Annotated in this window: 28 protein-coding genes and 1 pseudogene; 22 read left to right on the top strand and 7 right to left on the bottom strand. The window is 63.8% G+C overall.

What is annotated here, in order from left to right:
* Positions 1–314: 314 nt before the first annotated feature.
* The 4 genes from ACI6S0_RS24145 to ACI6S0_RS24160 all read right to left on the bottom strand — a co-directional run bounded on the left by ACI6S0_RS24145 (position 315) and on the right by ACI6S0_RS24160 (position 5918).
* Positions 315–683: a hypothetical protein gene (locus tag ACI6S0_RS24145; protein ID WP_010409068.1), complete on the bottom strand. Its 369-nt coding sequence runs from the start codon at positions 681–683 to the stop codon at positions 315–317.
* Positions 680–2788, bottom strand: coding sequence for a hypothetical protein (locus ACI6S0_RS24150; RefSeq protein WP_048939652.1), 2109 nt, complete (start codon positions 2786–2788; stop codon positions 680–682). Before ACI6S0_RS24150 ends, ACI6S0_RS24145 begins: the two co-directional genes overlap by 4 nt.
* Before the next feature lie 2 nt (positions 2789–2790).
* On the bottom strand, positions 2791–4455 hold the full coding sequence (locus tag ACI6S0_RS24155) for a hypothetical protein (protein ID WP_048939653.1): 1665 nt from the start codon (positions 4453–4455) through the stop codon (positions 2791–2793).
* Positions 4456–4565: 110 nt separating this feature from the next.
* Positions 4566–5918, bottom strand: a complete 1353-nt coding sequence (locus ACI6S0_RS24160; protein WP_037522502.1) for a tyrosine-type recombinase/integrase — start codon at positions 5916–5918, stop codon at positions 4566–4568.
* A gap of 172 nt (positions 5919–6090) precedes the next feature.
* Here ACI6S0_RS24160 and ACI6S0_RS24165 point away from each other — a divergent pair.
* The 20 genes and pseudogenes from ACI6S0_RS24165 to ACI6S0_RS24260 all read left to right on the top strand — a co-directional run.
* Positions 6091–6450 (top strand): annotated as a pseudogene (locus ACI6S0_RS24165) (hypothetical protein); the annotation flags it as partial.
* Between the two features lie 42 nt (positions 6451–6492).
* Positions 6493–6852 carry a DUF3768 domain-containing protein gene (locus tag ACI6S0_RS24170; protein WP_069336073.1) on the top strand — a complete coding sequence of 120 codons (360 nt, stop codon included), beginning with the start codon at positions 6493–6495 and terminating at the stop codon, positions 6850–6852.
* Positions 6849–7877 carry a DUF7221 family queuine tRNA-ribosyltransferase-like protein gene (locus tag ACI6S0_RS24175; protein WP_434406007.1) on the top strand — a complete coding sequence of 343 codons (1029 nt, stop codon included), beginning with the start codon at positions 6849–6851 and terminating at the stop codon, positions 7875–7877. The genes ACI6S0_RS24170 and ACI6S0_RS24175 overlap by 4 nt, the downstream gene beginning before the upstream one ends.
* Before the next feature lie 27 nt (positions 7878–7904).
* The gene (locus ACI6S0_RS24180; RefSeq protein WP_234792002.1) at positions 7905–8789 is read left to right on the top strand and encodes a hypothetical protein; all 885 of its coding nucleotides are present in this window, start codon (positions 7905–7907) and stop codon (positions 8787–8789) included.
* A gap of 19 nt (positions 8790–8808) precedes the next feature.
* The gene (locus tag ACI6S0_RS24185; RefSeq protein WP_069336075.1) at positions 8809–9123 is read left to right on the top strand and encodes a hypothetical protein; all 315 of its coding nucleotides are present in this window, start codon (positions 8809–8811) and stop codon (positions 9121–9123) included.
* A gap of 63 nt (positions 9124–9186) precedes the next feature.
* Positions 9187–9696 carry a hypothetical protein gene (locus ACI6S0_RS24190; RefSeq protein ID WP_069336076.1) on the top strand — a complete coding sequence of 170 codons (510 nt, stop codon included), beginning with the start codon at positions 9187–9189 and terminating at the stop codon, positions 9694–9696.
* Positions 9697–9732: 36 nt separating this feature from the next.
* Positions 9733–10437, top strand: coding sequence for a hypothetical protein (locus ACI6S0_RS24195; RefSeq protein ID WP_069336077.1), 705 nt, complete (start codon positions 9733–9735; stop codon positions 10435–10437).
* A gap of 6 nt (positions 10438–10443) precedes the next feature.
* Entirely contained in the window at positions 10444–11565 is a 1122-nt protein-coding gene (locus tag ACI6S0_RS24200) for a phosphoadenosine phosphosulfate reductase family protein (protein ID WP_037444028.1), read from the top strand.
* Positions 11566–11586: 21 nt separating this feature from the next.
* Positions 11587–12141 carry a hypothetical protein gene (locus tag ACI6S0_RS24205; RefSeq protein WP_037444031.1) on the top strand — a complete coding sequence of 185 codons (555 nt, stop codon included), beginning with the start codon at positions 11587–11589 and terminating at the stop codon, positions 12139–12141.
* A 102-nt stretch (positions 12142–12243) separates the two neighbouring features.
* Positions 12244–12528 carry a hypothetical protein gene (locus tag ACI6S0_RS24210; RefSeq protein ID WP_037444033.1) on the top strand — a complete coding sequence of 95 codons (285 nt, stop codon included), beginning with the start codon at positions 12244–12246 and terminating at the stop codon, positions 12526–12528.
* 28 nt (positions 12529–12556) lie between these two features.
* A complete protein-coding gene (locus ACI6S0_RS24215) occupies positions 12557–13090 on the top strand; it encodes a hypothetical protein (RefSeq protein ID WP_037444036.1) in 534 nt (177 codons plus the stop codon).
* Positions 13091–13209: 119 nt separating this feature from the next.
* The gene (locus ACI6S0_RS24220; RefSeq protein WP_037444040.1) at positions 13210–13734 is read left to right on the top strand and encodes a hypothetical protein; all 525 of its coding nucleotides are present in this window, start codon (positions 13210–13212) and stop codon (positions 13732–13734) included.
* A gap of 187 nt (positions 13735–13921) precedes the next feature.
* Complete coding sequence (locus tag ACI6S0_RS24225) at positions 13922–14434, top strand: DUF736 domain-containing protein (protein WP_099234222.1); 513 nt, start codon at positions 13922–13924, stop codon at positions 14432–14434.
* 257 nt (positions 14435–14691) lie between these two features.
* Complete coding sequence (locus ACI6S0_RS24230) at positions 14692–15174, top strand: hypothetical protein (protein ID WP_122129168.1); 483 nt, start codon at positions 14692–14694, stop codon at positions 15172–15174.
* Positions 15175–15368: 194 nt separating this feature from the next.
* Positions 15369–15836, top strand: a complete 468-nt coding sequence (locus tag ACI6S0_RS24235) for a DUF736 domain-containing protein (RefSeq protein WP_099234220.1) — start codon at positions 15369–15371, stop codon at positions 15834–15836.
* Positions 15837–15979: 143 nt separating this feature from the next.
* Positions 15980–16300: a type II toxin-antitoxin system Phd/YefM family antitoxin gene (locus tag ACI6S0_RS24240; RefSeq protein WP_069336079.1), complete on the top strand. Its 321-nt coding sequence runs from the start codon at positions 15980–15982 to the stop codon at positions 16298–16300.
* Positions 16245–16673, top strand: a complete 429-nt coding sequence (locus ACI6S0_RS24245) for a hypothetical protein (RefSeq protein ID WP_069336080.1) — start codon at positions 16245–16247, stop codon at positions 16671–16673. Before ACI6S0_RS24240 ends, ACI6S0_RS24245 begins: the two co-directional genes overlap by 56 nt.
* A 714-nt stretch (positions 16674–17387) precedes the next feature.
* Positions 17388–17726 carry a single-stranded DNA-binding protein gene (locus tag ACI6S0_RS24250; protein WP_069336081.1) on the top strand — a complete coding sequence of 113 codons (339 nt, stop codon included), beginning with the start codon at positions 17388–17390 and terminating at the stop codon, positions 17724–17726.
* A gap of 133 nt (positions 17727–17859) precedes the next feature.
* Positions 17860–18312, top strand: coding sequence for a hypothetical protein (locus ACI6S0_RS24255; protein WP_069336082.1), 453 nt, complete (start codon positions 17860–17862; stop codon positions 18310–18312).
* Positions 18313–18961: 649 nt separating this feature from the next.
* Positions 18962–19951, top strand: a complete 990-nt coding sequence (locus tag ACI6S0_RS24260) for an SLOG family protein (protein WP_069336083.1) — start codon at positions 18962–18964, stop codon at positions 19949–19951.
* A gap of 218 nt (positions 19952–20169) precedes the next feature.
* On the opposite strand, the gene ACI6S0_RS24265 is transcribed toward ACI6S0_RS24260, so the two are convergent.
* Positions 20170–20601 carry a hypothetical protein gene (locus ACI6S0_RS24265; RefSeq protein WP_163000186.1) on the bottom strand — a complete coding sequence of 144 codons (432 nt, stop codon included), beginning with the start codon at positions 20599–20601 and terminating at the stop codon, positions 20170–20172.
* Between the two features lie 34 nt (positions 20602–20635).
* Here ACI6S0_RS24265 and ACI6S0_RS24270 point away from each other — a divergent pair, with 34 nt between their 5' ends.
* On the top strand, positions 20636–21979 hold the full coding sequence (locus ACI6S0_RS24270) for a hypothetical protein (RefSeq protein ID WP_163000185.1): 1344 nt from the start codon (positions 20636–20638) through the stop codon (positions 21977–21979).
* Between the two features lie 178 nt (positions 21980–22157).
* Here ACI6S0_RS24270 and ACI6S0_RS24275 read toward each other — a convergent pair whose 3' ends face one another.
* Together ACI6S0_RS24275 and ACI6S0_RS24280 are read right to left on the bottom strand one after the other, a co-directional pair.
* A complete protein-coding gene (locus ACI6S0_RS24275; protein ID WP_069338469.1) occupies positions 22158–22376 on the bottom strand; it encodes a hypothetical protein in 219 nt (72 codons plus the stop codon).
* Positions 22377–22931: 555 nt separating this feature from the next.
* Entirely contained in the window at positions 22932–23144 is a 213-nt protein-coding gene (locus ACI6S0_RS24280) for a hypothetical protein (RefSeq protein ID WP_221775552.1), read from the bottom strand.
* Positions 23145–23199: 55 nt separating this feature from the next.
* Between ACI6S0_RS24280 and ACI6S0_RS24285 the strand changes: the two genes are divergently transcribed.
* Positions 23200–25704, top strand: coding sequence for a type IV secretion system DNA-binding domain-containing protein (locus tag ACI6S0_RS24285; RefSeq protein WP_099231128.1), 2505 nt, complete (start codon positions 23200–23202; stop codon positions 25702–25704).
* The last annotated feature ends 2 nt before the right edge of the window (positions 25705–25706 follow it).

Genomic DNA, 25706 nt, shown 5'->3' on the forward strand with positions numbered 1-25706 from the left:
CCACGCATCCCGGCTCCGAACCGGACAGTCGCCTACCGGCCAATCGCGGTCATTTACATGCGAGATACCCATTCAAGCTGCTGGTCGCAGGCGGGCCGTTGATTGAGGGAATTCTTCGTCGAGTGATGGGCCCAACCAAAATCCATCAAGCGTTGTGCAGGGGAGGATCAGTGCTGCGCAAGCGGGGAGGGTTTTACACTGAACCTGCCTTCAATGCGTAGCCCGCCCGTGGCGGTCTCGCGTCGCCATGTAGCGTAGAGCGAATTGAGCGTGCAACGTGGCGTCGATTGTAATGTCCTCAGGACTTGCTCGCATCATGAGTCGGCCGGCCGTGGTTTTGGCAGCATTGAGCGCAATTGCCGGAGTTCCGCGTCTTTGGCTTCCAACGCAGCCTCCAGCATGATGATACGATTGAGCAACTGGTTGATCACGTTTCGCAGCTCGGCCTTGCCGCTCGTGCTTTGTGGTTTAGCCTTCGGCGGCTTCGGAGCTTCATCGAACAAAGCGAGAAGTTTGGAGCATCGATAGGCCGTCGCTCGACTGACCCCCGCCTCGCGCGCAACATTGGTTATGCTCAGCTTGCCATTCGTCGCGGTGCCTTTGCCGTCGCGCAAGCGGTTATAGGCGTCAAGCAGCGCGACGGTGGCTTGCGATTTCCGGGGAGGGTTCGCTTTCGTCGTCATCGTTCGACCTGTTCCAGCAACTGCCTGTAAATATCGATCTGTGCCTCAATGGCGTGTTTCTGGATCGGGCTGATGTTCTTGCCATTTTTCATGGTCTCGGCATCTGCGATGCATGATTGCAGAGCCAGCACATGCCGCCTCGCCACCACGCTGTTCGGACAACGAGCAGGCTGGCACCTCGTAAATGCCGGCTGCGCCTCAGCTCCTTTCACCTTCAAGCAGAGGGCGTGGTCGGCATAGAAGAAGCAGTCGTTGATATAACCCGGATGAAGCGTGACGGCGGTGTTCGAGAGCATTTTTGCGCGGCGCCGATCATCAACGACCGTGCCGGGCAGATCTCCGATCTTGTTTCTGATGCTTGTAAATTCGGCGACGAGTTTCGATCGCATGGGGCCGCCTGGATTGATCCCTGCCTTCCAGTCCTCGTACATCTCGACGATATCGCTGAGCTGAGCGAGGCGACGTTCCTCTTCGATCTCCGAACGGAAGCCGGATTGGGAAGTGCCCGCATAGCCTTCGAACATCATGGCGCTCGCGTGCCCATATTGTATCATGCCCGCGATCACGCCGAAGGGCTGACTGGCGATGTACCATGCAAGGGTGCGGCGGAGCTGACGCGTGCGCCACCGCCAGGGTTCATCACCCTCGTCCGGGATATGATAAAGTGCCAGTATGCGGTCGGCTTCGGCGGGCGCCGCCGCTGCCATTTCTTCGGCGAGCCGGCGACACTCTTTGGCAAAGTAATTCAGGTATACGGTCGATTGATGCGCCGTAAGCTGGACATTGCCCACCCCCCGAATCAAGGCCGGTTTGAACAGGGGCTCATCATCTCGCGGCGCTTCCGTTCGATCGGCGCTGTTGTGTAGATAGTCCTGCAACCGTATTGCTGCCAATACGGCCCTGGCAACAGGCTCTATCACGGTCCAGCGATGTTCAGCGCCGTCGACGTTTTTACGGGTTTTGAAGATTCTTCCGACGAGTTCGTAGCCCTTAACCTTCCCATGTTCGTCGCGCATGAGTCTGAGGCAACCACGCTTGAGCGCGGCCGCTTCCTCGCCGCGCATTCCTGATAATAGGCCGATTACGAGATAGCACGCGGCTATCGCCGGTATGAAGGTATAACGGCTGCTGAAGCTGGGAAGATGCGACCGCCACGCAATGTTTGTTCCTGGCATGCTGGCCCAACCACTGCTTGCGCCTGGGCGCTCGGTTCCGAGTTGCGAGATTGCCTTCTCGAGCATAGCTGAGCGTGCCTTCAGCACTGCCACGCCGAGGCCGCTGGCCTTGCAGATTTCTGGCCACGCGGGTCGACCATCTTGGGTCGCCGGTACTCCAGAGCCCGATGCTTCAAGCGCATCCAAATAAGCGCGCAGGCGCTGGTCGCTTAGTTTCGGTGACACTCTCTGCCGACGCGCGGCGATGTTGATGCCAGCTATACGATGTCGGGCGATAAGATCGTCGATCCCATGATGGACGTAGAACATGGCCCACCGCAACGCCGGCGCGCTAATGGCTTCCGGTATTCGCGGTGTGACATTTTCTCGGCCACCCCGGTATCCCGCGATCCTAGTCGCTGAACGGTTACCCCAAGGAGCTATCTCGATTCCCCGGAACGACAGGGAGGGCGTATAGAGCGCAAGTCGCCGTACGCAGAGGATCTTGTAGACAAGAGTTGCCGGTGCGAGGTGCCGCTTCGCGGACAGCCACTGATCCAGCCAAGGCTGATCGATCTCGTGGAGTCGAAGTCCGGCTTCCCGCACTTCTTGTAGAAAATGCCGGATTATATTGCCGACCTGCATCAGCGAACCAGGTTTCAGGACGCCGAGGCGGCCGCGCACATTGTCTCGGGAGTCGTAGTTTAAAGACAGGAACAGGTATTCTCGTATGAGCTCCCGCTCATCAGCATCGGCGATCCGACCGAAGCAGATACAGGCTTCATGGGCCTTTGTCGGCCGCGCGATGGCACATTCGAGCAGCCACTTATCGTCCCCGACCAGAGAGATATTCTGCTGCTCACGGCCACTCACGACCATCTGGGGCGGAATCACCAATGCCGAACGGTCAATCCGCCAAGATGCTTCGGCACGTTCCAGAACCCGACGCATGTTCAGCCCCGCTGAAGATGTGGCGGCAGCGCTGGCGCCACAGCGGCATTTTCCGCCGTGGACCGAGCCTGTTCGATATCGCCAGCGTCGAACACGGGGAGTATCTGTACCATAATTCGATTATGGTCGGCGCTGTAGCGCTCGTGCCACTCCGCTTCCGTCATGACGGCGCGCCGTTCAGCTAGCCATGTCAGATAGGTCAGCAATGCAGGCAGTTTTCGTGCGGTGAACACTGCATTCGAGCAATGGAGGCAGCCGGTGAACGCGGTGGCGCAGGAGCCGTTGTCGTTCCGCCCAAGAGGGCTCGACCAAAAGCCGGAACACATGCCAAGGAACGTATCGGCATCGCCTGAGACCAACGACGCGACCGCGCCTGCGTCGAGCTTTTGGTTTCCGATCGAGAGGCCGGATGCGAGCGCGCTGACTTCCTCCTTCGGTGGCAGGACCAACGGCATCATCGCCATGTCGAACAGTTGACCTTCAGCGACCGCTACCGAGCGTGCATGCTCTTCTCGAAGCCCGTCCACCGCGGCATAATGCCGAGCGGCAACTGGCTTCGAGTGATCGCTCGCGAAGCGCCGAAGGTGGCCTGTGTGGCGCAAGTAATTGTCCCGCTTCACCGTCTTCCTTAGCCGGGCGGGAACGATCTTGGTTATCGGCTTGCCCGCTTCGTCGACGAGCCCAAGGCTCCTGATCGCGGCATAGAAGTTGTGGGTAGAAAGGCTGAACCGCCGCCAGCTCGGCAGTCCGGCTGCAACGAAGCCCACCCACAGGTAATCCGCATTCGGGTCCCCTCGATCGGCCATTCGCTCGGCGGCGGGTCGGGATAGTTCGAGGGCAAGGCGAACGAGTCCGCCGGGCGTATTAATTCCACCATCACGCACGCGTTCGCGCTTGATCTTCGCGCGGGGGCCGCCTCGTCCCTTTGTGTATTCAATGGAGACGTACCCTCTCGCGGGGTTCTTCAGGCAGTCGCGCCGCAGGGTCCGCAGGCATTCTATCGGCATTTCGACCCGGAGCGCGATGGCGATGATGAAGCAGATCGCATCAGGCAGGGTCAGAACGAGAAGATCGCTGGCCGCGGCGATGGCAACCTTGCGATATTTGAACATGTCGAACTCGCTTCGAGCGGGGCGCGTGCCGTCGGCGACCCTCAGGAACACATTCTCAAAGCGGCTCCTCTCCGGCTTGTTTCGCAAAGCTTCGATCTGCTCGCGGCCCGACAAGATCCTTTCGCGTGTAGCTACCACGCTGCGATCAGCGGCGTCTTTCAGGACGCGAGCGACGAACGGTGTCAACGGTTCGCGGGGCCGTAATGCCGTTCCGTTGTGCCGGCTCGTGAAGTTGATCCGCGCCTTCAGATCCGGACGAAGCAGATCAGGGTTTCGTTCGTCTATCGCGCGAAGGCCGTGAACAAGGCAACGGAACCGGGAGTATTGACCCCGAACGTCGCAGGCATCGATGTCAGCGGCCGTGATCACGCGAAGCCCCCCGTTGAGGCGCCCGCTGGAGGACAGATGTTTCCCGAGCGGGATCCAGCTCTGTCGATACTGTTCGACACTCGGGACGGCCAGGCCGGCGAACAGCTCGTTCATCATCGGCCCAAGGTACAAGGCAAGATCGCGACCCAGGCCTTCGTTCCCCACCTCGTGCAGCAACCAGGTCATTTCGCGCCCGACACCGTCACGATGATGATAGGCTACGATCGCGTCGGCTCGCGGCTCCTCATCCTGCTGCGGAGGTAAATCGCGGAACGAGAGGCGAGGGCGACCCACTGCTAGAAGAAGCCCATCAGACGAGAGTCCAGCGCCTCGGCCGCCTGATCTACGATTTCGAAGGCTTCATCGAGGTAGGTGAGATATTTTTCAGTGGTCAGGACGCTGGCGTGACCCAGCCATCGCTGGACCCGGCGCAAGGGGTCGCTGACAACCTTCATGTAGATTTCCTCGGTTCGATCCGGGACAGATCGATCGTCGAGCCTCATCACTTCCGCTTTGACGAGGTGTGTAAGCCAGTAGACGGCAAAGGTATGCCGGAGGGTATGGGGCGATACGTGTAGGTCCCAGCCCATGTCCTCCGACAACTTCTTGCTGGTACGCCGGAATATCGACTGCCATGCCGCGGGGGTGAGGGCTTGGCCGTCCTGCGCCAGCCACAATGCTGCCGGCTGCGCACTTTCCAATGGTGCGCCCGATCCGGGCAGCAATAGGAGGTTGCGTCGTTCGTCGATGCGCAGAGTCGCCAGTGATCGAGGGCGCCGCTCGCCCTTGATCAAAACGCGTTGCCCGCCTGCAAGCGTGCCGATGAGCGGCTGCCGCATGGTCCGGACCCCACCCGCGCGTCGCCAGCGATCGACCAACTGGCTCCGCTCCTCGCGAATATAAGCGTCGATGAAGTTACTGGCTACCCGCCTCGGGAACGGCACTGATCGAGGTTTGCGCCCTTTGGTGATTCTGGCGGGCAGGTCGATCATGGTGCTGCGACAGCCGTGAAAGACGCGGGCGTTCGTCGTCGGAAGCTCACCGATCAGAAGGCTTGCGCCTTCTTCGAGCCTAACCCCTGTCGTCACAAGCAGCTCGGCGAACGCGGCATCGCGCATCGGATTCCGCCGGTGAGTGATGCCGTTCGCGTAACCCCCACCGAGCAGGCCTTGGTCTCGGAACAGAACGTAATCCTCGAGCGGGATCATGCGGATCGTATCTTCGGCAACCGCGCCATCACGGCGGAATCTGGTTTTCGGCGCAACTGATATCAGTCCTGCGTCCTCGCTGGCGGCCCATTGATAGAACCGCGTTAGCGCCGCAGAGGTGCGCTTCCAAGACGATCCCGATAGTCGGAGCTCGCCCGGCCCTTCGAGCCGAAGGCTGCGATATTTCCCTACGTCGGCACTCGATGCGTCGAGTAACGACTTTGAACGCGCATCCCGCAGGTAACGGGCAAAGACCTGAAGATCTCGAGCATAGTGGCCTGCGCTGGCAAGGGACACGCCATCGGATCGCAGGAACGTGATGAACGAATTGACTTCTACAACGGGGCTTCCGTCGGAATGAAGGAGAGAAGGGAGATTTGTTTCGGGTAAGTATTTGATTGCGTCCTGCTTTATGGAGTCATCAAGCGCAGGCCGGATCATCGTCCCATCAAGAAGTATAGGCTCGACGCCGAGCCAAGGATCGAACGGGAAAAGATGCACTGAACCCTCGACATGACACTGGGCGTTTCCATTTTATTGCCCCGACCCGATCGATAATGGGACAATATCCTTATCCCGTCAAAGGGAATGGATCGTCTCAATGGCGACATAATGGTTGTGCATCGCCAACCGGCCCGAGGAAATCCGAGCGCTCCCCGCATGGTGCCTGCGCCTCATCGTTCTGGTCGAGGCGCGCGCCGCGCCACGACTGCATACCGTCGAGGGCCTGTGGCGCAGAACGACCCGGGCGCGGCCCGGCTCGATGACGCTCTTCATTCGGAACGAGCAGCTGCTTCCGCCGGATGAAATCGACCGCATCGTGCGCGACGCGCCGACAGACCTCATCCGGTTCCAGGACGTTGCGGGCCAGATACCCATCGGCGAGCGACCGACGATGACCGACTGGCTCGATCGCTTCCATGCCGCTTTCCCACAACGAGGCCGCGGACCCGCGCACGCGATCGCCGCCTGACCGCATTTCGCAAAACCAACCCTGCAAACGGAAGGATCGATCATGATCTGCGCCGCCACCGATACGCGCATCGACACCATAGGCCGCCTCAACGACCGTTGCCGCCAAGGCCTCGATCGCACCGCCCGCATCGTCGTCACCCGCACCTGCCTCGGCGCTCTTGCCGGCGATACGCCTGCATCCGAGGCGATCGCGCAGGCCCATCTCCTCCAGGCCCTGCGCCGCTGCACGTTCGACCCCCGCGACAAGGAGCGCAATCGCGGCGAGTTTACCGTTGGCGACGTCCGCGTCTTCTTCTCGATCGACTATTATGACGAACACCTCGAATATGGTTCGCAGGACCCCGCCGACGCGCGCATCACGCGCCGCGTGCTGACGCTCATGCTGCGGGAGGATCTGTGACGATCGAAATCGTCCTTGGCCTCCCCCATCTGGCGAACGGCCCGCTTCTGGCGCGCGCTGCCGCGCTGTGCGCGCCCGTTCTGATCTCAGCCAATTGCCTGTCGCGCTGGCGCAAGGCCGATGGTTGGCGGCAATGGTCCGGATGGCGAACCGGGACCCTCGCCAATGCGAGAGACCTCGCAAGTCTCGACCTCGATTCCGCAGGCTACACCATGATGGTGCGCTACCGCGGCCTGCCATGGTCGATCGCCGATTATATGACCCTGGCCGCATCCTATCCCTTTCGGCGCATATCGTCGGTCGATTACTGCTGCGAGCACGAAGTCGCCCATGAGCGGGAAGAGGTTCTCGACCGCGTCGCGCGCACTGCCGCGACCAACCGCGAATGCTTCGCACGCGCCGGCGATCTCGGCATCCGCCAACGGTTCATGCCGGTGATCCAGGGCCGCGAGCCCGACGATTATGCCCGATCGCTCGATTCCATCGACGCGATCGTCCTTCCCGGCTCGGTCATCGGTATCGGCAGCATGTGCCGTCGGCCGACCCACGGACCTCAGGGACTGATCGCCGTCGTCGAGCGGCTCACCCATATCCTGCCCATCGGGACGAAGGCACATCTCTTCGGGGTCAAGGGCGACGCTCTGCCTTATCTTGCGCCCTTCGCACGCTGGATTGCCTCGATCGACAGCCAGGGATGGGGCATCGCGGCTCGAAGGCATGCCCTGCGGCATCGCATCTCCAAGACGGACCGGCTTGCAGCCGACTTCATGGACCGCTGGTATCGAACCCAATGCGCGCGCCTGCTCGAACCCCCGCGCTTCTTGACCGAGGCCGCAGACATCCCGGTCCGGCCCCCGCCGCTCGATCCCTGGGAACAAGCCATCGCGCAGGCGCGGGCGGAAATCCGCGACCTTATAGAAACCGGCGAGCTCGACCATGACGCGATAACAGATGCCTGGGTCGAGGGCTGGGCCGCCGACATCTGGCACAGCCGGCGGCCCGAGACGCCGCGCTACGTTGCCTGACACGCTCCAGGGCCCAAGGACGATCCCATGCTCACCACCCGTTCACAACGCTGGCGCGACCGGCGCAGCCTCTTCGTCTCGAACGACACGGTGATCGAGCCGTCGCGCTATGCCGTCGATGTCGTCAGCCACGAGATCGCCAGGGCGTTCCTCGCCGATCATCATTACCTGCCACGCTATCCCGCCGCCCAGCTGGCGTGCGGCCTGTTCGGCCCGGGCGCCGCGGGGCGTTCCTCGCTCGTGGGTCTGATCGTCTTCGGCGTACCCGCGAGCAACGCGGTGATTTGCCGGCACACCGGCTATGCCGATGCTGCACGCGGCTGCGTCCTTCAGCGTCTCCTGTGCCTGCCCAGTGTCGCAGCCAACGGCGAGAGCTTCTTTACAGCCCGTGCCTTCAGGTTGTTGCGCCAGGCCAAACCTGCCATCGATGCCGTCGTCAGCTTTTCCGACCCTGCCTTCGGTCATTGCGGCGTCGTCTATGCCGCTCTCTCCGGGGCCTATCGGGGCACAACGAGGCCGAGGACTGTCCTGCGCCTCGCGGGGCAAACGATATCCGGGCGCGCCCTCTCCAAAATCCGCTCACTCGATTCAGGACATGGCGGCGCAATCGCCCACCTTGTGGATCTTGGCGCGCCTGCGCCCATGTCCGGCGAACATCCCGCCGACTGGCTCACCCGCCTGACCAACCGCGGCATCCTCACGCGCGATCGGCAAAGCCCGCTATTTACCTATTGCTTCGAGTTGACCCGTGACGCGCGCCGAACAGGCCAGGACCTGCCTCGACTTGCCTATCCACGCCGAAGCGACGTCATTCGCGATCGCCTGTCCCAAGGCGTGAACGGCACGACACAGGATCGGTTTTCGTCACCCGGCATTCTGCGGCGTGAGGCGGAAACATTCGTCAGGAATTGACCTTCCAAGGAGACGCGACATGAGCCGTCACGATTTTACCGGCATCGAACCCGATATCAGCGTCAGCATCGGTTGGGACCGGCCATTGAACAGTTTCTTCGTTCAGGTTCTACGACGGCATCCCCATCTCGATGGCGAGGATGACACGATTGTCTGGCACGGGACGGAACCTGGCGAGCTGAAATCGGCTTCCGACGCCATCGCGATCGCGTCACGCTGGGCGCGGCTTCCTGCCGACCTTGGCCGCATTCTCGAAACCGACCGGCTGAAAACGCTCGGCGCAAAGGATGGACCGGCGCAGATCGCGATGAAGCGGCGCCTCTTTGGCGACTGAGCCTCCGGGCAGAAGGTGAGGGGGATGGGCGCGATCGATCAATAGCGATCGACGGAGAACCCCATGCCCCATGTCATCGACCTCGGTGCCGGTCCCACCAACGAGGATTGCGCGCAGCTTGGCCAATCGCCCGACTTCGACGCGCTCAACCGCCTCGAAATCGCAACCTACAAATGCGCGCTGATCGCGCGCTACGGCGCGCCGCCTCCCGGCTGCCGTCTCGCTGCCCTGTCAAACGCCCACGATTTCGGCCGCTACGTCACGCTCGTCCTGCACATCGACGACGAGACCGACGAGGCCGTCTGTGCCTATGCCGAACAGGTCGAGGAGGGCCTTGGCACCTGGCTCGAAGCCGGCTTCAGCGCGCCTGTCATCCATGACGGCGAAACCCCCCGGATCGTGCATCCCGATTCCACCGCCGCGGTCGTGAGCGCCCTGCTCATCACTCGCCCGCGTCCCGACGGGCGCTTCCCGGTCCCCGATTTCGAGACCCTCCACACCAACCTTGCAGGCGCCTTCCCGGACGAGGCCGCGGCCGCACGCGCGCGTCTGTCCGACGTCGAAAGCGCCTGACCGCGCCTGTTCCCAACCCGGACGGAGATCAGCATCATGGCGAACACTTACACCAAAGCCGCCTTCACCATCCTCATGAGCCATGCCGACGCCATGCTCCTTCGCGTCGCCGAGCAAGCCTGCGGGATTCTCGACACAGGCGGCGAGGACGAGGATCTTGCGCGGCAATATGACGCCCTCGATCCGGCATTTCGGGCTGTCTTCCCCCCCGAAGGCGCCTCGAAGTTCGGAACCTTCCTCGCGATCTTTCCCGATCCTGGCTTCCCCTGTCTCGACTGCGCCATCGACATCCGGTCGAACGACGCCAACGACGCACAAGTCACGTTCAGCGGCGAACAGTTCGGCGTCGAACAGGTCGCCAACCTGCTCCTGGCAGCATGCAAATCCGCGCTTCCCTGCGGCTTTGCCTGGGTGTCGGACTGCGACCGGCTTCGTCCCGGCGAATTTGCCGGAGGGTGTGTCGTCGTCACAGGGGACGGCGTCCGCTTCCATTCGACCCAGACGATCCTCGAGCGCGCACTGCACCGCATCGAAGCGGGGGCAGACAGTGGCGTCGATGGCGTCGTGCTCGCCGTTCGCGATCCCTCGAGCGGCGATATCGGCTTCTGGAACGATGCGACCCAAAGTCTCGGATTGCTCTGCCACGCGAGCGTCTATCATCCCTCGCGCGCCGCATCCTGGGAAAACGTGCCATTCGAAGAATTCGACTGGATGGCACTTCCGCAAAACCTCGCGGCCTGATCGGCCATGCTCGACACCGATACATCGCATCGCATATCCGGTCTGCCCGCGATCGCACTGCCTCCCGCCATGCTCGAGGCCATCGCAGCAGGCGCATGGGTCGTGTTCAACCTTTCGGGCGGCAAGGACAGCTCGGCCGCGATGTTCACGGTCAACCCGCTGCTCGACGCACTCGGTCACCCCCGTGAACGTCGCCTTGCCCTCCATGCCGATCTCGGCCGCGCCGAATGGGACGAGACCCCGGCGACGGTTGAGGATCTTGCCGCTCTGGCAGGTCTGCCCCTCACGATCGTCCGCCGCGCTGCGGGTGATCTGTTCGATCGCTGGGCCAAGCGCTTTGCCAACGGCAAGGCGCGCTACGAGGCGCTCGAAACCTACAATCTGATAGGCCCCTGGTCTTCCTCGGCGCTTCGGTTCTGCACATCCGAGATGAAAGCCCATGTCATCGGGCCGCACCTCGCACGAACCCTCCGCGGCGCGACCATCGTAAATGTCCTGGGTCTTCGGCGCGACGAAAGTCCCGCTCGCGCTCGCACGCCCGAATGGAAACCCGATCCTCGCTACGCGCCGGCGGGCAATCCCCACGGCACCCGCATGATGCTGTGGAACCCGCTGACGCACTGGACGACGCCGCAAGTGCTGGCTGCCCACGCCACGCTGCATATCCCGCTCCACATCGCCTATACCTGCCATGGCAGTTCGCGCCTTTCCTGCCGCTTCTGCGTTCTCCAGTCGCTCGCCGACGCCAGAGCGTCAGCATCGGCGCCGGCCAATCGCGACGCGCTTCTGCATCTGGTCGATCTCGAAGCGAGTTCGACCTTTTCCTTTCAGCCTGGCCGGTGGCTCGCGGACACAGATCCGCGCCTGCTACCCGACGATCTCGCGCGACGGATCGGCACGGCCAAGGCCGACGCCGCCGAGCGTCGCCGCCTCGAAGCCGCGATGCCGCCCGAACTGCGCTACGTCAGGGGCTGGCCGCCCCGCATTCCGACCCATGACGAGGCCGCGATCATCGCGGCGTCACGGGCACCGATCCTGGCGCGCCACGATCTCTCCAACCTTTACCCGACCGCAAACGCCGTTCGCGCGCGCTTTGCCGACCTCATCGACGTCAAGCGCGCCGCCTGACCCCAGCAAGGACCGCTTCCCATGGCCGATATTACCGATCTCCCCGTCATGAGCCGGGCCGATGCCCTCGCCATCGGCTTTGCCGGGTTCAACGATGTCCCGCACAAGGCGATCGACGTCCCCGACGGGGCGTTCACCATCACCGCAAGAACAAGCGAGGGTCGCCGCGTCACCTTCTGCTTTCTCGAAAAGACTTACGGCGGACCGCCCCGGTTCATCGACATCCAGTTCCACGACCGCGGCACCCATATTCCCAACGCCGACGGCGGGGTCTCGCCGACGTTCAACGCCTTTGCGATAACCCGCGGCGGACGCTTCGTCGCCGATAGCCGCTCTCTCGACGAGGCCCGCAAGCCAACGATCCTGGTCCTCTCGCTCGACAAGGCCGGGGAAGAAGCTGCGCACCCGACACGGCCCGATGGCGGCAGGAAGGATCGCGACCTTGCCGACCTGCTCGACCGCGCCGCAGCGGTCATCGCCGATCCCGACAGCGAGATCCGCTCGGACCGCAACGATCTGGTTGACAGTCTCCATGCCGAGGCTGCGATACGTCGCCAACGGACCGATGCGTCATGACCGTCCCCACGACGGCACCATCGGACGCCTGACCGAAGGAAGAGGGAAGCGAGGGACTTGGATCGGGGATGAATTCCAGCCCCGGCAACAACGGAGTCCCCCATGCGCAGCATCCTTGCCTTCTACGAGATCGATCGCGCCTATGGCGGCCCTGAAGAGGGCGGTTGGTTCTACGATACCGGCACTTTCGTCCGCGCGATCGCGCTCCATTTCGACGAACGGACCGCGATCGACGCGATGCACCGCGCCAACCGCCTTCTCGCACGCCTCCAGCGCCATCGCACGCCGGTCAGCTCGGTCACCTATAGCGGCGGACGCTATCGGGCCTTCGTTTTTTCCGGACTGCCGCCCGCGCGCTTTCCCGCCGAGCGCCCCCGCTACGCCTGATCCCTCCCAGCTCGAAAGGAACAGCGCCATGTACCGCGTCCATTATTACGACAGCAGCGAAGCGGCGTATGACGCCTGCCTCGACACACCCTGCATCGAGGAGGGCGATGTCATCGCCATCCTTTCCGAGCATGTCATCGGTCTCGCCTCGAGCGATCCCATCGCCATCACGCTCGAACATGGCGCGTTCCGCGCGGTTCCCGCGATGCCGGCGTCGCGGCTGCTCGAAGAACTGGTACACGACAGGGACCAGCTGCGACACGCCGTCGAACTGGCACTCGCCCACCATTTGCCGGTCGCACCCCATTTTCTCGCCTTCGCGCTGCGCAACGTGCCCTTGCCTGTCACCTGCACGGTCGTCGCACTGACGCTCGACGACATCATGGTCGCAGTCGACGCGATCCGACATCACGAGACGCGGCTCAACAAACGCGCCGGACTGGTCGATCCCCAGACGTCGCACGGACTCTTTCTCGCCTCGACGCTGCGCAAGCTCGCGACGGCCCGCAGGCATCTGTCCGAGCATCCTCCGCTCGAACATCCCACACATCCCTCTGGCTGACCCTTATCGTCGCCCCGGCATCGTCGAACGATGCCGGAACCGGCTGCGCCGGCAGGGAAGGGGGAGCGGATCGGCAATCCGGACATGGGGTCCGGATCTCTGCCGAAAGGTCATGACCCATGTGCATCGATCCCAATGCCGAACCCGTCGCCTTCGCGCTCGACACCAAACTCTGCCATCTTTTGCCGACGCTCTCCGACGCGCATCGCGAGGCCATCGCTCACGATCTCGCGCGCACCGCGATCTTTATGGCAACCGCGATGGCAGCGGACATGGCCCAGGACGCCGTAAATGGCCTGGTGCCCATCCCTGCGATGCCCCGTCTCGGCAAGCCGCCTGCACCCGCGAAGGTCCCACCTGCCGAAATCGTCGACATCGTGACGCTGACGCCCGCGATCCCGCCCATCGTCGCTGTCATGCAGAAAACCACCGACGTCACGGTTGCGGGCGTCAGCGAGCGCGACGGCTATACGTTCGGCATAGACAACCGGACCGATCGACTGATCGACATCCGACACGCAGGCAAACGCTGGTGCATGACGCCCGACGACGAAGCGAGCGCTGTCGTTTCGCGCGCGATCGGCGCCCTTGTCGCCGCGCATGCCGATATCGGCACTGCCTTGACCCGGCAGATAGCGCGCTGATCGCAGGACATCTGCCCAACTGAAACTCTCCCCGGCATGGCCGGATCGCACCACCGTCCGCGTGAAGAACGCGTTCGGTGAGGGGCGCTTTCGCGCCCTGCCCGGCCAAGGGGCCGGGGAGAGGAGGAGGATGGGAGAAAGTGTCGAGGACAAGGGGTCCAGACGCACAATCTCACGGAGACACGACATGAACATCGGATCGATCAAGCAGAACGACGCGGGCATTTTCATGGGCCGCATTTCGACGCTGGCAGTGGCGATGACGATCGCGCTGAAGCCGGTGCATTCCGCCAACCCGCGCGCGCCGCGCTACGAAATCCACGCGCTCACCCCGAGCCGGACGTGGGTGCAGGTCGGGGCCTTCTTCGAACTCACCTCGACCAACACCGGCGAGGCGTTCCTCAACGGCCGCATCGACGATCCCTCGCTGGCGCAGCCGCTCCAGGTCTCGGCGTTCCGCCAGGACGACGGCTCGTACAATGTCGTGTGGCAGCGCGCCCAGAAGCGCCGCGACGTGACGTCCGCGCTCGGGATCAAGTCGGACGAGGATATCGCGCCGCCCTTCGGGGCCGATGGCAGCAGCGTCAGCGACACCGGCAGCGAACCGACCCCGGACGGTCTCGGCCAGTCCACCGCGCCGGTGGAGGAGCCCGTCGCCAAGGGTCGCGGTCGCGCCAAGCGCGTTGCCGAAGACGCCTGAAATTCAAAGGGGCGGTGCCGTTACGGCATCGCCCTTTTTTTGCCTGCCGGGAACGAGTTCCTCGATCATTCATCCATGACGAGTCAATTCATCGTTGTGTTGAACCCGTTTATCGCCTCAATTCGTTTCACCGATGAGCACAGAGTGAATGGCAGAAACTGGAGCATGAAGAGGAGAGGGTGATGACTGGCAGCTGGACGAATGGAGCGCAAGCCTCGGACGGGACCGGCAAGTCATTGGCCTCAGGAGTCTGCACCATGCCAGATCGCGTCTCGGTATCCATTACCATCGGAGGGATACTCCCTGCCGATCGGGTGCCCGAACTCATCGAAACCGCCAACCGATGCGGCCTTTCTCTTGAATGGAATGGGGGGCCGCTGACGGAGATACCCTCTGGAGAACCTCTCTGCCTACGCGCCCATGAAGTGGTCGGCGGTGATATCGACGACATGGAGGACTTTTGCTGCCATAACGACCTGCCTTTCAGAAGCTGGTCCGACGGTAACTACGGGCATTTTACACCTGAAATCCGCATCTGGATCGGCGAAGGTCCACGACAGGTCTATACCGCCGCACAAGACGAGAAGGCCGTCCTGACCGCCGACGAAGCGTCGCAACTAGGTTCCTACGAGGCGATCATGGAGCATTTCCGTCAGGCCAACTACATCCCTCCGCCGCTCCATATCCTCCCCATCAAGGCGCCGGACGATGCAGCTGAAGCACAATCTTCATGTGAGTAACCCTTAAGGGTTACCCAATTCGACAGTCCAGTCGCCAAAATGCCCCTCTTCGAACCACCACCGTCCGCGTGAAGAACGCGTTCGGTGAGGGGCGCTTTCGCGCCCTGCCCGGCCAAGGGGCCGGGGAGAGGAGGAGGATGGGAGAAAGTGTCGAGGACAAGGGGTCCAGACGCACAATCTCACGGAGACACGACATGAACATCGGATCGATCAAGCAGAACGACGCGGGCATTTTCATGGGCCGCATTTCGACGCTGACAGTGGCGATGACGATCGCGCTGAAGCCGGTGCATTCCGCCAACCCGCGCGCGCCGCGCTACGAAATCCACGCGCTCACCCCGAGCCGGACGTGGGTGCAGGTCGGGGCCTTCTTCGAACTCACCTCGACCAACACCGGCGAAGCTTTCCTCAACGGCCGCATCGACGATCCCTCGCTGGCGCAGCCGCTCCAGGTCTCGGCGTTCCGCCAGGACGACGGCTCGTACAATGTCGTGTGGCAGCGCGCCCAGAAGCGCCGCGACGTGACGTCCGCGCTCGGGATCAAGTCGGACGAGGATATCGCGCCGCCCTTCGGGGCCGATGGCAGCAGCGTCAGCGACACCGGCAGCGAACCGACCCCGGACGGTCTCGGCCAGTCCACCGCGCCGCTCGAGAACGCCTGATCGACCACGGGCGGCGCATATGCGTCGCCCCTTTCGCTCCCTCGACGGGGATCGCTTCGCTCCCCCCGAAGCGGTCCCCGTCTTCATTCTGGCTATTCCGCGCACAATGCGTATAATTGCCATTTCCACCGCAGGAGGATATCATGGCGACCCGCGCTGACGACGACACCGTCAACCTCACCGACTTTCACAAGTCTCCCGGCGTCTATGTCGATCAAAGCCAGACGCGGCCTGTCATTCTCACCAAGCACAAGCGTCCGTTCGCGGCCGTCGTCAGTGCCCAGTGGCTCGAACATGCCGAAGCTGCGCTCGCTGCGCTTCATGGAAACCGCCGTGTCTATTCCGAAGGAACCTTCCCCAATGACTTCGCGGCCCGTCTTGAAGCCTCGCTTCCCAGTGACGCCGAAATTGCCGCCGATCGATGGGACCACGACACCCCCGGCACCGCCGCCTCGCCCGGGTGATATCCTCAACTATGTCTATCTCTTCAGCACCGACGCCGCGGCGGGCAGGGACGAAGGCGTCAAGGAACGCCCCGTTATAGTCCTTGCCGCCGATGCCTCCGGCATCGTCGTTGCGCCCATCACCACCAAGGGCGAGGTACCCGATAGCGACACCGATGCGATCCCTGAGGTTGTCGCGACCGCTATGGGTTTGCCGCGCCCGCAGGAAAGCTATGTCGTTCTCAACGAAGCGAATGAGTTCGACTGGCGCGGCCACGACGTGATCGATCTCAAGAGTGGCGGCTTTCTCTACGGTAGAACCCCGCCGGGATATTTCGCAAAGATCATCCGCGCCATTCAGGCACGGCTCCTGAAGCCTCTGGACCGTCGCTAACGGGTCTCTCATCCAATCGCCATCGACAATCGCCCTCTGAAAGGAGCGGTGCCTTGCGGCACCGCCCCGACGGTTGGGATCGCAACTGTCCGCCAACCGGCCCTGATCTCGCAATCCGGCGGCCTGTAAAGCCATCGCCACCCTGCCAGCGGAAGCGCCCTGAAAGCAGCCTTCGATGGCGATCGGAACGGTGCCGGGGATGGCGGTTGCTGGCGATCGCCCTGGCAAGCGTTCCGCCCGAAGGTGCCCTTGCGGCATCCGGCTTCCTCGACACGGCCGTCACGTCCGCATGTGACCGTCCTTGTTCAGCTCCGGGCTGTCGCCACCATCCCAAGGAGTCGCGACGCTGGTGGTCCGGTTGCCCCCCGCACTCCATCGCCCGGGGATACGGATGACGCACCCGACCCTGTCGGTTCACGAGACTTGTCCATCTCGAAGCCTGCGGGAACCTTGGGCTGCGACCGGCGGTCCATCCGCCGTTTCGTGTCACCTGCGCCGGGAGCCGGAACCCCGCAACCCCTTTGGCAGGGCCGTGTTGCCGCGCGTTGCGCGGCTGCCCGCACCACCCCTGCAAAAGCGGTTCCCCTCCGGTCGATCGATCCCGCCGCCTGCGCGACGGTCCCGATCGCCCTGCGGTGCGGCGCCCCAGCTCCCGGCGCTCCTCAGGTGACACCGGCGGACGAACCGCCGGCCACATCCCAAGGAGGCTTCGAGATGAACAACGTGAACCTGGTCGGCCGCATCACCCGCACCCCCGAGCTGCGCGAGGTCAACCGCACCACCAGCGTCGCGACGATCTTCGTGGCGACCGATCGCCCCAAGCTGAATAAGGACGGCCACACCTACAAGGGCGAGGACGGCTTCACGGTCAAGGAAACCGAATACCACAAGGTCACCTGCTTCAACGGCCTCGCCAAGGCGATCGCCAACAACCGCCAGAAAGGCGACCTCATCGCCATCGAAGGCCGCCTCCACTACACCCGCTGGCAGGACGTCGACGGCAACGACCGCTACGGCTGCGAGATCATCGCCGACCGGGCAGAATTCTACTGACCCGAACCGCACGGGGCGGTGCCGCAAGGCACCGCCCCTGCCGCGTGCTCACTCTGACCGGCGCGCCGCCCTCGACGCGATGCTGACGCATCGCGCCTTGCGCGCGCGCCTCCGCTCGAAAAGGATCGGCATCATGACCACCCAGCGCGACATGTTCGACGGCGATCCGTTCGCGCCGGACCCCGAACCCGAAATCCCGGCACCGGCGCGCGGCAGTGACGACGGCGATGCCGTCGCCCCCACGCCGCTCGCGGTGCCATGCGGCTTCTACGATCGCCGGAACCAGCCCTGCCGCCGTCTCGCGACCCGTCCGATCCTCATGGACGGCAAGCCCTTCGTCCATCGCGACCGGCTGCTGCTCTTTTGCCCGCGCCAATGCTGGTTCGACGACGACAGCGCGGTTGAGCCGGAGCCGGCGAACCGGATTGTCGGCCATACCGGATATGACGACGAACCGGATTTACACATCAATCCGGTAACCGACGATCACGATGACAATTTCGACCCCGACGATCCGGGTCACACCCAGATGCCTGATTACGGGGACGCCCATGACGACGGCGATAGCCACGACTACGATCCATGACCGCGTGATCCAACGCGCAGCCTCTCCGGCTGCGGCTGCGGCCGCTGTCGCGGCCGCCGCTCCCTTGCATCCGGTTCGGGCGGTCGGTCCTGCCATGGTGGTTGAGAGAAGGGCGTAGAAGAAGAGGTTGGGCGTCCCGCCCTATGGGCGGGCACGCGGCTCTACTCGGCCCTGGCGGGCCTCCCGGAGCCCCCTGCGGGGTCTCCGCCCTGACGGGTGACGATCCGCTCGCTGCGCCGGGCGTCCTCCTTGGGGGCGGCGCGGGCTGGTTCGCCCTCCCGGGCTCTCTGGCGCCCGCTTTACGATGCCGTGCCTTGCGGCACGCCATCGTCGCCCGCCGTCGGTCCGACCCGGCGTGCCTGCCACAACATAATATTTTCTCTCTCTGTGATGAGGAAGTTTGGCATGCGGGGATTTGCGGGCCGTCAAGGACGAGCGGTCCCCCAATTTTCACGCACCCGACACTCCGGCTGCGCCTCCGCTTTCGGGCACGAGAAAATCGGCTCCACCGCTCGCGAGCGTTAACCGGGGTCCGTGCCGTCTGCGCGGCACGGCTTCCCGGTTAACGTCCCTGACCGCCCTGACCGCCGCATGCCGGATGAGATTCCTCACCGAGAGAAGGTGAGATTTTCAACACATGGAGGCTATCATGACCAAGTACAGCAACTTCGACGACATGGGCCGCGCGTTCAACGAGCGCCGCGTCGACACCGAAACCCGCCAGACCTACGAAGGCAGCTTCATCGAAGCCAGCGAGATGGCCAAGCTCAGCATCGTGGGAGAAGCCGAGAAGCTGGAAATGCCCGATCCCGATCAGGCAGCAGCCGCCGTCGAACAGATGCTCTCGACGATGTTCGATGTGTTCCGCGACACCCGGATGGAGGAGTTCGCCGCCGACCTCGCATGGGGCTTCGTCAACAGCTTCCACATGGTGGCCAAGCGCATCGAGGGCCGGGAGGATGACGCCGCCAAGAAGCTGGGCGATCTGGTCCGCAGCTACGACCCCTCGGAGATCTACGCTGTCGAACTCGAAGAGACCCAGCTGCTCTGCCAGACACTGGAAGGGTGCGCCGAGGCGATGCGCTGCATGCGCGACCACGCCGGCGAAGTCTATCGCATCGAGACTGGCCGTCCCTTCTCGACCGTGCGCGGCAGCCGCGTCTCCTCCAAGCTCACCGCCTCGATGATCGACGGAGCCGACTATCTGGCCGCACGCGCCGCCAAGAAGCGGGAAGAGCACAACCCGACCGGGCCTGTCGTCGCCTTCTCGGGCGGCATGGAATGGCACGACCACGAGCAGCTCTTCGAACGCCTCGACCAGATCAAGCGCCGCATCCCCTCGATGGTCCTGATGACCACCGCGATGAACAAGGGAGCCGACGCCATCGCCGCAGCATGGGCGTCCTCGCGCGACGTCAAGCTGGTGCGCATGATGCTCGAGCGTCGTCACGGCAACAAGGCGGGGTTCCTGCGCAACGACCGCATCGCAAGCCTGCGTCCCGTCGAGGCAGTCGTGTGCGAAGGATCGGGCGTCCAGATCGACTTCGCCCGCAAGATGCGCACCGCTGGCGTCCCGCTGCACGTCTTCCGTCGCAACGAACAGGCACCGATGCAGCCTGCGCGCAGCCGCCGCGCCTGACGCATCTGTCGGAAGGGCTCCGGGAAACCGGGGTCCTTCCCTTTTTTTACGTCGCCCTGGGCGGCGCTCCGGGGCATCGAGCCCCATCGCGCCGCGTGGGCCTGACCTTGCGGTCGATGACGCCCATAGACGGCAGCGGCCCGGCTCGCTCGCGGCATGGCAATGCCGTCGCATTGCCGATGCACGCTACGCCTCGCCAGTGCCGATCGCACCGCGCATCACAGCCGCGCCGGCTCGCTCGCATCGCGGCCACGCCTGCGCGTGTCGCGCTCGCTCCGCATCGACCGGCGCGGCACCCATCGAGCATGGCGCACCGCCGCCCGGTCCGGCTCGCTGGCGGGCGCGGCGATGCCGTCGCATCGCCTGCGCACCCGCTGCGCCTCGCGCCGTCCCGGGACGGCCTCGATGACAGCCGACCGGCACGGCTCGCTCGCGTCACGGCGACCCCTGCGGGTCGCCCGTTCGCTACGCCTCGCCAGTGCCGATCGCACCGCGCACAACAGCCGCGCCGGCTCGCTCGCATCGCGGCCACGCCTGCGCGTGTCGCGCTCGCTCCGCATCGACCGGCGCGGCACCCATCGGGCATGGCACACCGCCACCCGGTCCGGCTCGCTGGCGGGCGCGGCGATGCCGTCGCATCGCCTGCGCACCCGCTGCGCCTCGCGCGGTCCCGGGACGGCCTCCATGACAGCCGATCGGCACGGCTCGCTCGCGTCACGGCGATCCCTGCGGATCGCGCGTTCGCTACGCCTCGCCGGTGCCGATCGCACCGCGCACAACAGCCGCGCCGGCTCGCTCGCATCGCGGCCACGCCTGCGCGTGTCGCGCTCGCTCCGCATCGACCGGCGCGGCACCCATCGGGCATGGCGCACCGCCGCCCGGTCCGGCTCGCTGGCGGGCGCGGCGATGCCGTCGCATCGCCTGCGCACCCGCTGCGCCTCGCTCGGTCCCGGGACGCCCTCCATGACCGTCGCCCGGCACGGCTCGCTCGCGTCACGGCGATCCCTGCGGATCGCCCGTTCGCTACGCCTCGCCGGTGCCGATCGCACCGCGCACCACAGCCGCGCCGGCTCGCTCGCATCGCGGCCACACTTGCGCGTGTCGCGCTCGCTCCGCATCGAGCGGCGCGGCACCCATCGGGCATGGCACACCGCCGCCCGGTCCGGCTCGCTGGCGGGCGCGGCGATGCCGTCGCATCGCCTGCGCACCCGCTGCGCCTCGCGCGGTCCCGGGACGCCCTCCATGACAGCCGACCGGCACGGCTCGCTCGCGTCACGGCGACCCCTGCGGGTCGCCCGTTCGCTACGCCTCGCCAGTGCCGATCGCACCGCGCACCACCAACGCACCCGATGCCGGGATGCCGGGTCGATCACGGTCCTTCGGACCGACAATCCTGAACCGACCAGCGCGACCCTGACGGGTCGAAGAGCAGGGGGATCGGGAATGCGGTTTCAATCGGGAGACAAGCCCATGTCGATCACATTCTCGCTCGCAGTCCAGCAGCGCGCCGTCGCCAAACCGGCCATCATCACCGCTCGCCAGCTCGCCGCGTTCCGCGCCTTCGCTCGCGAGCGTGGTGAACTCATCGAGGACGACGATGATGACCCGCTTGTCAGCGCCAGTTTCGAGGCCCGCGTATGTCCATGGTCGCTCGCATCGATCTGCGCCCTGTTCGATCATGACGAAGCCGTCATAGCCGTGGTCGAGGAAGCGCAGTTTCGCGGCCTTACCATCCGGTTCTGGCGCGACGATGCGACCCGCTCCATCCGCATGTGCGTCGGTTCCTCACCCGACGGCGCAGCCGAAATCGATCTCTCCAACCAGAACGGTTACGCCGTTCTCGAGGCGATGGGTCTTGGCACCGAAGCGTGCGGCGACATTCCCCTCGACGATCTGCGCGCGCGGCTCGGAAAACCCGACATCCGCAAAGCCATGACCGACAATGGCCTGCACAGCTATCTCGATCGTCTCGACAGGATTGCCGCGACCTCCACGGTCGCCGACGATGTACGCATGGTCTGGGGTTAGCCTCCCTCCACGGTCCCTGCGTCGGGGGTGCCGGACATTCGTCCGGTGCCCCTTTTTTCTGCCTGCATGGCACAAGATCCGTGACAATCTTTGCCTCTGCAAAATGGGGGAGGGCCTGACGGCCGCTCCCCCATCATTTTGCCTGTCGGGCTTGAGGCCCGACACAGCGCCGACCGACTTACGCGGTCAGGCGCTTGAGCGTCTCTGTCGCCCCGAGTTTTCGGATCGCTTCGAGGATGCCGGTAAACTGCGCGCTGTCGGCCTTCATCAACCCCGACTTCTCGACCTCTTTCAGCCGGTCGCTTCGCTCCCGTTCGGCAAGCTGCTTGCGTCGCTCGCTCAACCGCTGTTCCTCCGCCTCAAGCTGCTTGCGTTCCTGCTCGATACTCCGTGCCATGGGACATGCCTTTTCTGATCGTGTGACCAGCCTCCACGACACAGGATGCCAGCGTGCCGACGACGACACAATAGCACGCAGCATCATCTCCATATGGAGCCACCATCTCGCTCGCTGATCCGGTCTTGACCGGACCAGCATAAGGGCGACGGACACTGGCCTATGGCCAGGTCCGTCGTGGGGCGGAATTGCTCCGCGAAACCCCGTCCCGACGATCCCGAGGATGATTGCCTGCGGCGCTTCCCTGCCGGAATCGGAGCCAACGATCGGACAACATCCCCTGATGCCCCGACAACCACCGATAGTCCCTAGAGATTTGCACACCCTATGCGGCAGGCCGCAGGTTAAGACATTGAAATATCGACCGTTTGCATACGCTTGCCTGTTTGCATGTGCAAACGCCTCACGACACCCACGCTAACTACTTGTCTTTGCACGATAAGTTCTGTTTGCAATTTAGCTACACGTTATTGCTGGAAACCCCCTGCAAATCGCGGTATCTAAGAGGCTCGGAAGCCCCACCATCCACTTGACCGTGGGTGGTACATGTCTAAGTCAACCATAGCTTTTCGGCTTTTGCCGAGTGAGTTGGCGGCACTGGATCAGATCGCTGCAAAGCGAGGCTGTTCCCGGTCCGAAGCCGCTCGCTACGCTCTCATGTTCGGCATCAGATTTGCCGAGGCGGACCATAGCTTCAATATCACCCGCGCCGTGCTCGTCCTCGAGTACATGCAAGCGGCGATCGACGTCATCATTACGCGCGATCACGGTGACGTCGTCCCACAGCTCTTAGCAGCCGCAAAGCAACGCCTGGAGACCTTCCATGCGTAGCAACGACATCCGCTTCAACGGCCAGGCCGCGACCGTCAAACATCACTCCGCACGCGGACGGATCACCCGAAATTCGGGCAACTTCACGCGCGGATCACAGCTGCTCGCCAGCCAGTACAAGATGACGTGGGCCGGCATCCAGGTGCCCATCTGGATCTGGCTCGGAACCTTCATCGTCCTCTTCAACATTTTCGTCTGGCTGGGGCTTGCCGAACATGAGTTCCAGCTGGACCTCATGAAGCTCTATTCCGCCGTCTGGACATGGGTCGGCGCGGACAAGTTCCACCTCATCAACCTGACCCTTCCCAGCGGCATCGTCACCAAGGTTCCGATCGGTTACGTCCCCTACGAACCCCATGTCGTTCACGCATGGGCGAAGACCGTCAAAATCTTCCTGACCACGCTGGTCATGTCCGTCTTCATTGCCGCGCCGCTCATCATGTGGTTCATCATGTGGGCCAACAAGCGCGGGCGCGACATGCTCCAGGAGCGCCACAATCGCGGCGCGATGCTCGTCGAGAACGATGTTCTCCTCAATGCCGTGCGCGCCCACAACGCCAAAAACTTCCGCAAGGAATGCGCCGAGCACGACCCGCCATTCGATCCCGCACGCGTCGCCAAGGCGCCGGTCATCGATCGCGTAGACCAGGGCATCCATGTGCCCTACCGCATCGCCGGCATCCCCTATCCATGGAGGCTCGAACAGAGCCATACGATGCTCATCGGCACCACCGGCACCGGCAAGACGACGCAGTTGCGCAGTCACGTCTCGCAGATCCGTGCGCGCGGCCACCGCGCCGTCATCTTCGACCTTACCGGCGCCTTCGTCGAAAGCTTCTACGATCCCGAAACCGACGTCATCCTCAACCCCATGGACGAGCGCTGCGCACCGTGGACGCTGTTCGATGAATGCCGCAACTATGCTGATTTCGTGTCGGCCGCCGCCGCGCTCATTCCCTCCCATCCCGAGGACAAGGAACCCTTCTGGCAGAACGCCGCGCGCATGCTCTTCATCGAGATGTGCCTGAAGCTTCAGGAAGATGGCGAAGGCAACAACGCCGCCATCGCCCACCACCTGATGCAGGCCGACCTCAAGAAGATCCACGCCAAGCTCGAAGATACCGTCGCTGCCCCGCTGACGACCGAAAAGGCGGCGCGGATGGCAGAGTCCATCCGCTCCGTCCTCAACGTCAACGGACAGGCGCTTCGCTTCATGCCGGACCCGGTCAAGGGCGGGCCTCCGGCCTTCTCGATCCGCGACTGGATCGCGACCGACAATCGCGACGGGTCGATCATGTTCATCACCGGCTCGTACAACGATCTGGAGATGACCCGCGGGCTCTTCACGCTGTGGATCGACCTCGCCGTCAACAACCTCATGCGCCTGCCCAAGACACGCGATCTGCGGACCTGGTATCTCTTCGACGAGGTCCACGCGCTCCATGCGCTACCGGGCATCGAACATGGCCTCCAGTCCGCCCGCAATTTCGGCGGTGCATTCGTCCTTGGCATCCACTCGTTCGACAAGCTGGTCGCCACCTATGGGCTCCAGAACGCGACCGCGCTGACGGGCCTTGCGCGCACCAAGCTGATCCTCGCCACCGCCGACCGCACGACCGCCGAAAAATGCTCCGAGTTCATCGGCAATCGCGAAGTGCGCCAGATGGATGAAGCCTACAGCTACGGCTATAACAATACCCGCGATGCCTCGACGCTGACGCCGCGCACCGCGATCGAACCGCTCGTCCTGCCCGACGACATCAACAATCTCCCCTCGCTGCACGGCTTCGTCAAATTCCCCGACGGCTTTCCCGCCTCGCGGATCGAACTGAAGATACGCTCCTATCCCGAGATCGCCCCAGGCGCCGTTCCCCGGAAGGACTTCAAGCCGACCGAATACGTCTCGCCGCAGGACCGGCGACGCCGGAACGAAAGCGCGGATGAGGGGGGTGAAGGTGGGCGTGAGCATACGCCCACGCGGCCCGTGGGAGGCGTGGAAGAGCGCGAGGAAGAAGAGCAACAGAAGACGCAGTCTGAAGCTGGTCATGCCCGGAGCGAAGCGGAGAAGGCGGCAGCGGCGATGGAGGTGATCGCCGCACCGCCGGTCGTGGTGGATCAGATCCAGATCGCACAAGCGAACAAAGCAGCCGGCGGAACAGAACCCGGGCAGTCGGCTGATGGCAGGACGGCGTCCAATGCCGAGACCGCGCGCGGAACCCACGGCCAGCTCAACCTCGATGCGAAACTGACTGGCATGGGGATGTCACTCATCGATAACCGCACAGCTGCGCAGGGTGCCGAACAGACACGATCGAACCCCGACATGCACAGTCATGAAGGTCCGTCGAACCGTTCCGATGGCGACCGGCATGAGGACCAGTCGACGCGCGAACTGCGCGACGGGTTCGCGACCGATCGCACCGAGGACCATCATCATCGTCATCACGGGCATGACCGCTCGCCCGAGATCGACGATGACATGGACCCGGAAATGTAACC

This window comes from Sphingobium sp. DN12 (genome assembly GCF_051058005.1).
Lineage (GTDB): Bacteria > Pseudomonadota > Alphaproteobacteria > Sphingomonadales > Sphingomonadaceae > Sphingobium > Sphingobium yanoikuyae.